This window comes from Salmonella sp. SAL4457, assembly GCF_046548235.1.
Lineage (GTDB): Bacteria > Pseudomonadota > Gammaproteobacteria > Enterobacterales > Enterobacteriaceae > Salmonella > Salmonella enterica.
The window spans coordinates 78,705-88,916 of the sequence record NZ_JBGDZO010000010.1; the positions used below are offsets into that span (position 1 = coordinate 78,705).

A 10,212-nucleotide genomic window follows, 5' to 3' on the forward strand; every position below is an offset into this window, starting at 1 on the left:
ATTAAATGAGTGGATGCTCCGGGCTGGCAGAAAAGCCCAATAACTGAGGGAAGATCATATCTGGATATCAGGCCCACTTTACTTTGTGGGCCTGAAAAACTAAACGCTGAATTAACCCGCCAGAAAGAACCGGAACGCCGGGTTATTGCTCTCATCATGGCATTCATAGCCCAGCTCATGCAGCCGGGTTTCGAAATCCGGCTCATGATCGCCTAACTCGAACGCCGCCAGCACGCGGCCATAATCGGTACCGTGGCTACGGTAATGGAATAGCGAAATATTCCAGTGCGTGCCAAGCGTATGCAGGAATTTGAGCAACGCGCCGGGCGACTCCGGAAATTCGAAACTATACAAACGCTCCTGTAATGGCTTGGAGGGGCGTCCGCCGACCATATAACGCACATGCAGCTTCGCCATTTCATCGTCGGAGAGATCCACTACGCTATAACCGCCGTCGCACAGTTGGGTGATTATCTCTTTTCGCTCCTCCAGCCCCTGACTGACGCGTACGCCGACAAAAATACAGGCATGTTTCGCGTCGGCAAAACGGTAGTTAAATTCGGTGACCATACGCCCGCCAAGCAACTGGCAGAATTTGAGGAAGCTCCCCTTCTCTTCCGGAATGGTCACCGCCAGTAACGCTTCGCGCTGTTCCCCCAGCTCGCAGCGTTCAGACACATAGCGCAAGCCGTGGAAGTTGACGTTGGCGCCGGAAAGGACGTGCGCCAGGCGTTCGCCGCGAATATTGTGCTGGGCGATATATTTTTTCATCCCCGCCAGCGCCAGCGCGCCGGAGGGCTCCGCCACCGCACGCACATCTTCAAACAGGTCTTTCATCGCCGCGCAGATCGCGTCGCTATCGACTGTAATAATGTCGTCGAGATATTCCTGGCACAGCCGGAACGTTTCGTCGCCGATGCGTTTTACCGCTACGCCTTCAGCAAACAACCCAACGCGCGGGAGATCCACTGGATGACCGGCTTCCAACGCCGCTTTCAGGCAGGCGGAATCCTCCGCTTCGACGGCGATAACTTTGATTTGCGGCATCAATTGTTTGATCAGTACCGCTACGCCCGCCGCCAGGCCGCCGCCGCCAACCGGCACAAAGACACGATCGAGATGCGAATCCTGCTGAAGCAGTTCCAGCGCCAGCGTGCCCTGCCCGGCGATCACCATTGGGTGATCAAACGGCGGCACCCAGGTAAAACCCTGCTGCTGCGCCAGTTCAATAGCTTTCGCTTTCGCTTCATCAAAATTAGCGCCGTGCAACAGCACTTCGCCGCCAAAACCGCGTACCGCATCGACTTTAATATCCGCCGTTGCTTTTGGCATGACGATCAGCGACTTCACGCCAAGCCGCGCGGAGGAGAACGCCACGCCCTGCGCATGATTGCCCGCCGACGCGGTAATCACGCCGTGGGCTTTTTGTTCTTCGGTCAATCCGGCCATCATCGCGTAAGCGCCGCGCAGCTTAAAGCTATGTACCGGCTGCCGGTCTTCGCGTTTGACGAGAATAACGTTATCCAGACGTGACGAGAGCTTTTCCATTTTTTGCAGCGGCGTCACCTGCGCCGCTTCGTATACTGGCGCGCGTAGCACCGCGCGCAGATACTCCGCCCCTTCCGGCGCGACTGACAGTGGTTGAGATTCCGCCATCATCAACCTCCCAGTTTCGATTTATCGCGCACCGCGCCTTTATCGGCGCTGGTCGCCAGGCTGGCGTAGGCACGCAGGGCAAACGAAACCTGACGCTGACGATTTTTCGGCGTCCAGGCTTTGTCGCCACGAGCTTCCTGCGCCTCGCGGCGTGCGGCGATTTCAGCCTCACTCAACTGCAACTGAATGCTGCGGTTCGGGATATCAATCGCAATAGTGTCGCCATCTTCAATCAACGCAATAGTGCCGCCGCTGGCCGCTTCCGGCGAAACGTGGCCAATAGAGAGACCGGAAGTCCCGCCGGAAAAACGCCCATCGGTGATGAGCGCGCAGGCTTTGCCCAGCCCCATCGACTTCAGGAAACTGGTCGGATAGAGCATTTCCTGCATTCCCGGCCCGCCTTTCGGCCCTTCGTAGCGGATCACGACTACATCGCCTTCCACTACTTTGCCGCCGAGAATCGCCTCTACCGCCTCATCCTGACTTTCATACACTTTCGCCGGGCCGGTGAATTTAAGGATGCTGTCATCGACGCCCGCGGTTTTAACGATGCAGCCGTTTTCGGCGAAGTTGCCATACAGCACCGCCAGACCGCCGTCTTTGCTATAGGCATATTCCAGCGAGCGGATGCAACCCGCTGCGCGGTCGTCATCCAGCGAATCCCAGCGACAATCCTGCGAGAACGCCTGAGTAGTACGGATACCGGCAGGGCCAGCACGGAACATTTTTTTAACCGCTTCGTCCTGCGTAACCGTGATGTCGTACTGTTCCAGCGTTTGCGGCAGCGTCAGGCCTAATACGTTTTTCACGTTGCGGTTCAGCAGCCCGGCGCGATCCAGCTCGCCTAAAATACCCAGCACACCGCCGGCACGGTGAACATCTTCCATATGGTATTTCTGGGTACTTGGCGCCACTTTACACAGCTGCGGCACCTTGCGGGACAGCTTGTCGATATCACTCATGGTGAAGTCGATTTCCGCTTCCTGCGCCGCCGCCAGCAGGTGAAGAACGGTGTTGGTCGAACCGCCCATCGCGATATCCAGCGTCATCGCGTTTTCAAACGCGGCTTTGCTGGCGATGTTACGCGGCAGTGCACTTTCGTCGTTTTGCTCGTAATAGCGTTTAGTCAGTTCAACAATCCGCTTACCGGCATTGAGGAACAACTGCTTACGGTCAGCGTGAGTTGCCAGCAGCGAGCCGTTGCCCGGCTGCGACAGGCCCAGCGCTTCGGTCAGGCAATTCATGGAGTTAGCGGTAAACATGCCGGAGCAGGAGCCGCAGGTTGGACAGGCGGAGCGTTCAACCTGGTTACTTTGATCGTCAGAGACTTTCGGGTCCGCTCCCTGAATCATGGCATCAACCAGATCCAGCTTGATAATTTTGTCTGAAAGCTTGGTTTTCCCGGCTTCCATCGGTCCGCCGGAGACAAAGATCACCGGAATATTCAGGCGCAGCGAGGCCATGAGCATCCCTGGGGTGATTTTGTCGCAGTTGGAGATACACACCATCGCGTCAGCGCAGTGAGCGTTCACCATGTACTCCACGGAGTCGGCGATCAGCTCGCGCGACGGCAGTGAATAGAGCATACCCCCGTGCCCCATGGCAATCCCGTCATCCACGGCAATAGTGTTGAACTCTTTCGCCACCCCGCCGGAAGCTTCAATCTGTTCGGCGACCAGCTTACCGAGATCGCGCAGATGAACGTGACCCGGCACAAACTGAGTGAATGAGTTCACCACGGCGATAATCGGTTTGCCAAAATCACTGTCGGTCATTCCGGTGGCGCGCCACAGCGCGCGGGCACCCGCCATATTACGACCATGGGTGGTGGTGGCGGAACGGTACTTAGGCATGCTTTATTTACTCCCCATCTTTTCCCTTCATACTTCACGCCACAGGAGCGTTGGCTGCCTCACTCACCCCAGTCACTTACGACAGTAAGCTTCTGGGGATTCGCTGCGTTGCCGCCTTCCTGTGACGCAAATTATTTTGGGAAAATATTAATTTTATTTATTATGAATTTACCGGATCCAACCAGCCCCATTTATCCTCGGTTTCTCCAGTGAAGAGACCAAAGAAGGCTTGCTGGATACGCTTGGTGACAGGGCCGCAACGGCCTTCACCTACCTGGATACCATCAACGCTGCGTACCGGAGTAATTTCTGCCGCGGTTCCGGACATAAACACTTCGTCGGCCAGATACAGCGATTCACGGGACAGCACCTGCTCGCGCACTTCAATACCCAGCTCTTTCGCCAGTTTGATGATCGCGTCGCGAGTAATGCCTGGCAGCGCGGAAGAGGTAAACGGCGGAGTAAACAACACGCCATCTTTTACCTCAAACAGGTTTTCACCTGCGCCTTCGGAGATATAGCCGTTTACATCCAGGGCGATGCCTTCCTGATAGCCGTGGCGGCGCGCTTCGCTACCCACCAGCAGTGAGGAGAGGTAGTTACCGCCCGCTTTCGCAGCGGTTGGAATGGTGTTCGGCGCAGCGCGATTCCAGGAAGAAACCATCGCATCGATCCCCTGATCCAGCGCTTCGGCGCCCAGGTATGCCCCCCACGGGAACGCGGCGATGATGACGTCAGTGGTGTATCCCGGGGGCGGGTTAACGCCCATACCGACATCGCCGACAAATACCAACGGACGGATATAGGCGCTGGTCAGGTTGTTTTTGCGGATCACTTCGCGGCAGGCTTCCATCAGCTCATCAATACTCTGGGAAACCGGAAAACGATAAATTTTTGCTGAGTCGCGCAGGCGCTGCATATGTTCACGATGACGAAACACTACCGGGCCTTTGTGAGAGTCGTAGCACCGAATCCCTTCAAATACCGACGTACCGTAGTGCAGCGCGTGAGACATTACGTGAACCTTCGCGTCTTCCCAGCGCACCATCTCGCCATTGAACCAAATGTAATCAGCTTTTTTCGTCGTCATTTTTCTTCCTTTTGCGCTCAGGCGCGGATTTGTTGTGATGTGGCAGCGCTCTGGCAGATTGCGACATGCGCAACATCTACCAGTTTACTTAACTGACTAAACAGTAAGTCGACCGACCGGGGACTGGCAACGGTCAATTCAATATTTATATTCTGCGCATCGGTCGCGGCTTCCATATTCATGGAGCACACCTGAAAACCACGATGGCGCACCACGCGTAAAACACGTTCTAAGGTTTCTGGATTAAAGCGTGCCGATACATTGACCTGATGTTGCATCATGATAATTTCTCCAGCATTTCAGAGTTACTGGCGCCAGGCGGCACCAACGGCCAGACATTTTCAAGTTCGTCGATTGAGACGTGAAGCAGGTACGGCCCTTCGCTTGCCAACATAGTGTCGAGTGCCGCTTCAACCTGGTCTTTACGAGTAATGTGCTGGCCTGGAATGCCGAAGGCGCTGGCCAGCATGAGGAAATCGGGGTTATCGGTCAGGGTGGTTTCGCTATATCGCTCCTGGAAAAACAGTTGCTGCCATTGTCGAACCATCCCTAACCGCTGGTTGTCGAGTAAGACTATCTTCAACGGTAACTGCTTGCGTTTTACGGTGCCCAACTCCTGAACATTCATCATGAAGGAACCGTCACCGGAGATACAGATAACGGTATCATTCGGTCGCGCTACCTGCGCGCCAACGGCCGCCGGTAAGCCGAATCCCATCGTCCCCAGACCGCTGGAAGTGATGAAGTTCTCCGGGCGGGTGTAAGTCATATGCTGGGCTGACCACATCTGATGCTGCCCCACATCCGTCGTCACCACGCTGTCTGCGGGTTTGCGTTCCGACAATTGCTTCAACAACAACGGCGCATAGATAGTCTCGCCAGGATGGTCATAGCGCCAGGCGTGTTCTGCGCGCAGCTCTGCACAGGACTGACGCCATGCGTCGATCTTCAGCGGTTGCTGTAATGCCAGCAACAGCGAATTTAAATCGCCCTGCAACGCGACGTGTGCCTGACGCAGTTTGTTCATTTCCGCCGGGTCGATATCCATATGGATCACGCTGGCGTTCGGCGCAAACGTATTCAGCTTACCGGTCACCCGGTCATCAAAACGCGCACCCACTGCGATCAATAAATCACACTCTTGCACCGCGAAATTAGCCGCTTTAGTACCGTGCATTCCCAGCATGCCCAGATAGTACGGATAATCAGCTTCAACAGCCCCCAGCCCTTTCAGCGTGCAGGTAACTGGCATTTGCGTTACCGCGATAAATTTACGCAGCGCCGGAACTGCCTGCGCCATACCAACACCACCGCCGACGTACAGCATGGGTTTTTTCGCCTGTTCCAGCATCTGGCGCGCCTGTTCCGCATCAGCCTGCGGGAAAGTCGCTTCGTTATCAACGGTAGTAAACCAGGGTTCCAGCTCACCGCTGGCCAACTGGATATCTTTCGGGATATCCACCAGAACCGGGCCAGGACGGCCAGCGTTGGCGACTTCAAAAGCCTCCGCCATGATGCGCGGCAACTCTGCCAGCGACTGCACCAGGAAGCTGTGTTTGGTACAGGCCAGCGACAGCCCTAACACATCCACCTCCTGGAACGCATCGGTGCCGATGATCGGGGCGGAAACCTGCCCCGTGATCGCGACGACGGGGACCGAATCTAACAACGCATCCGCCAGGCCAGTGATCAGGTTAGTGGCGCCAGGGCCGGAGGTGGCGATACAAACACCGGTTTTGCCGGTAGAACGGGCATAACCGATTGCCGCCATTGCCGCACCCTGTTCGTGTCGGCACAACAAATGCTCCACACCACCGTCATACAACGCGTCGTAAACCGGCATAATTGCGCCGCCAGGATATCCAAATACGGTTTTCACCCCCTGCGCTCGCAAAGCATGTACCACCCACTGTGCCCCGTTCATAGTTACATCCCCGTCGTAAATTTTGAGAAACAGAATTTTATGCTGTTATTCACGCTCTGCTCCTCGCTTAAGTTTTTCAGGCCAAAAAAAACCCCCGGACCTTTCGGTGCGGGGGTCTTAGTTCGTTAAGGCTTGATTTCTAAGCCTTTCCTCGTCCAAGTGCAGCCCCGCACGGTGGGATAATAATCACCACCACGCTAATCACGACCAGGCTAATCACTCGTAGAAGGGCTGTCATTTTTGTCTATTCTTGCATCTTGTTCGAAGGAATACCTAAAGAGTTACCATAGGTTTTGACAATAGCACAAGATATTTTTTTAACCACGTTTCAGATAATGCAGGTGAATGCCTAAAAGTGCTTTGTTTTTTATAAGAAAAATTAGCAACTGAAAAATTTTCACGTTTTCCTCCCCCTTTTGGCGCACTCTACACCCTGTTTTCCTTCTTTTCGCTTCTGCGAGCGTTCTTCCAGTTTGATGTTTCTTACATGAAAATGACGCCAAAATTCAGGAATCAGCTACTAAAAAACAAAAAGTCAGTAATTCGATTTTCTCTTCTATTCCGCATAATCCACGTAACAGGAGGGATTATGTCACTGGCGATTGTTCATACTCGCGCCGCACTTGGCGTCAATGCGCCGCCTATCACTATAGAGGTGCATATCAGTAATGGATTACCGGGATTAACCATGGTTGGCCTACCGGAAACCACGGTAAAAGAGGCGCGTGACCGGGTACGTAGTGCGATTATTAATAGCGGATATGAATTTCCGGCTAAAAAAATAACCATTAACCTTGCTCCAGCCGATCTACCGAAAGAGGGCGGAAGGTATGACCTGCCTATTGCTGTTGCGCTTCTGGCCGCGTCTGAGCAGCTTACAGCGTCGAATCTTGAGGCATATGAGCTGGTGGGTGAGTTAGCGCTTACAGGCGCATTACGCGGCGTTCCTGGCGCAATATCAAGTGCAACGGAAGCCATCAAGGCCGGCAGAAATATTATCGTCGCAACAGAGAACGCGGCGGAGGTTGGGCTTATCAGCAAAGAAGGTTGTTTTATCGCCGATCATCTACAAACCGTCTGCGCCTTTCTGGAAGGGAAACACGCCCTGGAAAGACCTTTAGCTCAGGATATGGCATCGCCTACCGCAACTGCCGATCTTCGCGATGTGATCGGTCAGGAGCAGGGTAAACGCGGCCTGGAGATTACAGCGGCAGGGGGACATAATCTGCTATTGATCGGCCCGCCGGGTACGGGTAAAACCATGCTGGCCAGTCGACTGAGCGGGATTCTTCCACCATTAAGCAATGAAGAGGCTTTGGAAAGCGCCGCGATCCTCAGTCTGGTTAATGCCGATACGGTACAAAAACGATGGCAGCAACGCCCCTTTCGCTCACCTCATCATAGCGCCTCACTTACTGCTATGGTCGGCGGCGGCGCAATACCCGCCCCGGGAGAGATATCGCTGGCGCACAACGGAATTTTGTTCCTTGATGAATTGCCTGAATTTGAACGACGCACACTGGATGCGCTACGTGAACCTATAGAATCCGGTCAAATTCATTTATCCCGTACCAGAGCGAAAATAACGTACCCTGCCAGGTTCCAGTTAATCGCCGCAATGAATCCCAGCCCGACCGGACATTATCAGGGAAACCATAATCGCTGCACGCCAGAACAGACACTACGTTACCTTAATCGGTTGTCAGGCCCGTTTCTTGATCGTTTTGACCTTTCGCTTGAGATACCGCTTCCACCGCCCGGGATTCTTAGCCAACACGCCTCAAAGGGTGAGAGCAGCGCTACGGTAAAAAAGCGGGTCATCGCCGCCCATGAACGGCAGTACCGACGCCAGAAGAAGTTAAACGCGCGTCTGGAGGGTCGCGAAATCCAAAAATATTGTGTTTTGCATCACGATGACGCCCGCTGGCTTGAAGACACGCTGGTGCATCTTGGATTATCCATTCGCGCCTGGCAGCGTTTACTAAAAGTGGCCAGAACCATTGCCGACATAGAACTGGCTGACCAGATCTCACGTCAGCATTTGCAGGAAGCGGTAAGCTATCGGGCGATAGACAGGTTGTTAATTCATTTGCAAAAGCTGTTGGCGTAAAAAAAGGGCATTACGCCCTTTTTATTAATCATCAGCTTCGGTGTAGTCTTCTGCGCCTTCAACTTGCGGCTTGCCGCCAGACAAGGTGTGGAAGCGTTTTGGACGCTTGATACGCGTCATATACTTGGACCAGACGCGTTCTGCATCCGTTACCGGCTCGCGTTCACCGCGGCATACCGCTACAAACAGCTTCTCTTCTTCAGTCACAGGCTCACGCTTGCCAAGATCCAGATCATTAAAGGCATGACCATGACGCTCAAGCAGTTGTGCCTCTTTAATCGTGAAATCACCGTGACGAGAGAATCCACGTGGATAATGTTTATTGTCAAAATATCGATTAGTCGTCGTAAAGCTTTCCGCCATCCTGCACGCTCCTAATTCTTTGTCTGAGCTATTTATGGCGCGGAGTATTAGTTACGCTTGACAGAGTGTAAAACAAAACATTTAAATCATAACGACAAATAATTTTGTGGAGAGCACAGTGGATACGGAATTGTTAAAAACTTTCCTGGAAGTTAGCCGGACACGCCATTTCGGGCGGGCCGCAGAAGCACTTTACCTGACGCAATCCGCGGTGAGCTTTCGTATCAGGCAACTGGAGAATCAACTGGGCGTAAACCTTTTTACGCGACACAGAAACAATATCCGTTTAACCACGGCTGGCGAAAAACTTTTACCGTATGCGGAAACGCTGATGAATACGTGGCAGGCGGCACGTAAAGAGGTGGCGCATACCTCACGCCATAACGAGTTTTCCATCGGCGCCAGCGCGTCTTTATGGGAGTGTATGCTTAACGCCTGGCTGGGGCGACTGTACCAACTACAGGAGCCGCAAAGCGGCCTGCAATTCGAAGCCAGAATCGCTCAACGGCAATCGCTTGTGAAGCAACTTCATGAACGCCAGCTTGATCTCCTCATTACTACCGAAGCGCCCAAAATGGATGAGTTCAGCAGTCAGCTGTTAGGGCACTTCACTTTGGCGTTATATTGCAGCAGCCCTGCCCGTAAGAAATCAGAACTCAATTATCTGCGGCTGGAGTGGGGACCAGACTTCCAACAGCATGAAACAGGGCTGATCGCAGCAGATGAAGTGCCGGTATTAACAACCAGCTCAGCCGAACTCGCCCGACAGCAGCTTAGCGCATTAAATGGCTGTAGCTGGCTTCCTGTAAACTGGGCAAATGAAAAGGGCGGATTACATACCGTTGCCGACAGCGCAACGCTTTCACGGCCACTATACGCTATTTGGCTGCAAAACAGCGATAAATACTCGCTGATCTGCGATCTGTTAAAAACGGATGTGCTGGATGAACAATGAAAATGATGAAAAGAAAAAGAAGGGAACTTACGATTACCTGATCAGATAATCAGGTAATTTTAGGCAAAAAAAAATCCTTAGCAGATGCTAAGGATTATTTCTGGCAGGGGCGGAGAGACTCGAACTCCCAACACCCGGTTTTGGAGACCGGTGCTCTACCAATTGAACTACGCCCCTAATTAGGGTGGCGGAACGGACGGGACTCGAACCCGCGACCCCCTGCGTGACAGGCAGGTATTCTAACCAACTGAACTACCGCTC

At 53.5% G+C, this 10,212-nt stretch carries 9 protein-coding genes and 1 tRNA gene; 2 read left to right on the forward strand and 8 right to left on the reverse strand.

The genetic code is table 11. The annotated features are described in order from the left end of the window. Nucleotides 1–111: 111 nt before the first annotated feature. The 6 genes from ilvA to ilvL all read right to left on the reverse strand — a co-directional run bounded on the left by ilvA (nucleotide 112) and on the right by ilvL (nucleotide 6,761). On the reverse strand, nucleotides 112–1,656 hold the full coding sequence (gene ilvA, locus ACLJNW_RS21655) for a threonine ammonia-lyase, biosynthetic (protein WP_010989250.1): 1,545 nt from the start codon (nucleotides 1,654–1,656) through the stop codon (nucleotides 112–114). 2 nt (nucleotides 1,657–1,658) lie between these two features. Next, nucleotides 1,659–3,509, reverse strand: coding sequence for a dihydroxy-acid dehydratase (gene ilvD, locus ACLJNW_RS21660; RefSeq protein WP_001127436.1), 1,851 nt, complete (start codon nucleotides 3,507–3,509; stop codon nucleotides 1,659–1,661). Between the two features lie 160 nt (nucleotides 3,510–3,669). Continuing rightward, nucleotides 3,670–4,599, reverse strand: a complete 930-nt coding sequence (gene ilvE, locus ACLJNW_RS21665; protein WP_000208532.1) for a branched-chain-amino-acid transaminase — start codon at nucleotides 4,597–4,599, stop codon at nucleotides 3,670–3,672. Between the two features lie 17 nt (nucleotides 4,600–4,616). Then, nucleotides 4,617–4,880 (reverse strand): acetolactate synthase 2 small subunit, encoded by a 264-nt coding sequence (ilvM, locus tag ACLJNW_RS21670; RefSeq protein WP_000983260.1) that lies wholly within the window; start codon nucleotides 4,878–4,880, stop codon nucleotides 4,617–4,619. Continuing rightward, nucleotides 4,877–6,523: an acetolactate synthase 2 catalytic subunit gene (gene ilvG / locus ACLJNW_RS21675; protein ID WP_023204892.1), complete on the reverse strand. Its 1,647-nt coding sequence runs from the start codon at nucleotides 6,521–6,523 to the stop codon at nucleotides 4,877–4,879. The genes ilvM and ilvG overlap by 4 nt, the downstream gene beginning before the upstream one ends. A 139-nt stretch (nucleotides 6,524–6,662) precedes the next feature. Beyond that, complete coding sequence (gene ilvL, locus ACLJNW_RS21680; RefSeq protein ID WP_001311244.1) at nucleotides 6,663–6,761, reverse strand: ilv operon leader peptide; 99 nt, start codon at nucleotides 6,759–6,761, stop codon at nucleotides 6,663–6,665. Nucleotides 6,762–7,112: 351 nt separating this feature from the next. Between ilvL and ACLJNW_RS21685 the strand changes: the two genes are divergently transcribed. Beyond that, nucleotides 7,113–8,633: a YifB family Mg chelatase-like AAA ATPase gene (locus ACLJNW_RS21685; protein ID WP_000050210.1), complete on the forward strand. Its 1,521-nt coding sequence runs from the start codon at nucleotides 7,113–7,115 to the stop codon at nucleotides 8,631–8,633. 24 nt (nucleotides 8,634–8,657) lie between these two features. Here the strand turns inward: ACLJNW_RS21685 and maoP are convergent, their stop codons facing one another. Beyond that, a complete protein-coding gene (maoP, locus tag ACLJNW_RS21690; protein WP_000840996.1) occupies nucleotides 8,658–8,996 on the reverse strand; it encodes a macrodomain Ori organization protein MaoP in 339 nt (112 codons plus the stop codon). Between the two features lie 106 nt (nucleotides 8,997–9,102). Between maoP and hdfR the strand changes: the two genes are divergently transcribed. Then, entirely contained in the window at nucleotides 9,103–9,951 is an 849-nt protein-coding gene (gene hdfR, locus ACLJNW_RS21695) for an HTH-type transcriptional regulator HdfR (RefSeq protein WP_001541181.1), read from the forward strand. Between the two features lie 101 nt (nucleotides 9,952–10,052). Here the strand turns inward: hdfR and ACLJNW_RS21700 are convergent. Then, nucleotides 10,053–10,128 (reverse strand) — tRNA-Trp (locus ACLJNW_RS21700). Nucleotides 10,129–10,212: the final 84 nt, after the last annotated feature.

What these genes read in the sequence shown, in the direction of transcription:
- ilvA (WP_010989250.1), bottom strand. Translation starts at nt 1,656, where the DNA reads ATGGCGGAATCTCAACCACTGTCAGTCGCGCCGGAAGGGGCGGAGTAT.
- ilvD (WP_001127436.1), bottom strand. Translation starts at nt 3,509, where the DNA reads ATGCCTAAGTACCGTTCCGCCACCACCACCCATGGTCGTAATATGGCG.
- ilvE (WP_000208532.1), bottom strand. Translation starts at nt 4,599, where the DNA reads ATGACGACGAAAAAAGCTGATTACATTTGGTTCAATGGCGAGATGGTG.
- ilvM (WP_000983260.1), bottom strand. Translation starts at nt 4,880, where the DNA reads ATGATGCAACATCAGGTCAATGTATCGGCACGCTTTAATCCAGAAACC.
- ilvG (WP_023204892.1), bottom strand. Translation starts at nt 6,523, where the DNA reads ATGAACGGGGCACAGTGGGTGGTACATGCTTTGCGAGCGCAGGGGGTG.
- ilvL (WP_001311244.1), bottom strand. Translation starts at nt 6,761, where the DNA reads ATGACAGCCCTTCTACGAGTGATTAGCCTGGTCGTGATTAGCGTGGTG.
- ACLJNW_RS21685 (WP_000050210.1), top strand. Translation starts at nt 7,113, where the DNA reads ATGTCACTGGCGATTGTTCATACTCGCGCCGCACTTGGCGTCAATGCG.
- maoP (WP_000840996.1), bottom strand. Translation starts at nt 8,996, where the DNA reads ATGGCGGAAAGCTTTACGACGACTAATCGATATTTTGACAATAAACAT.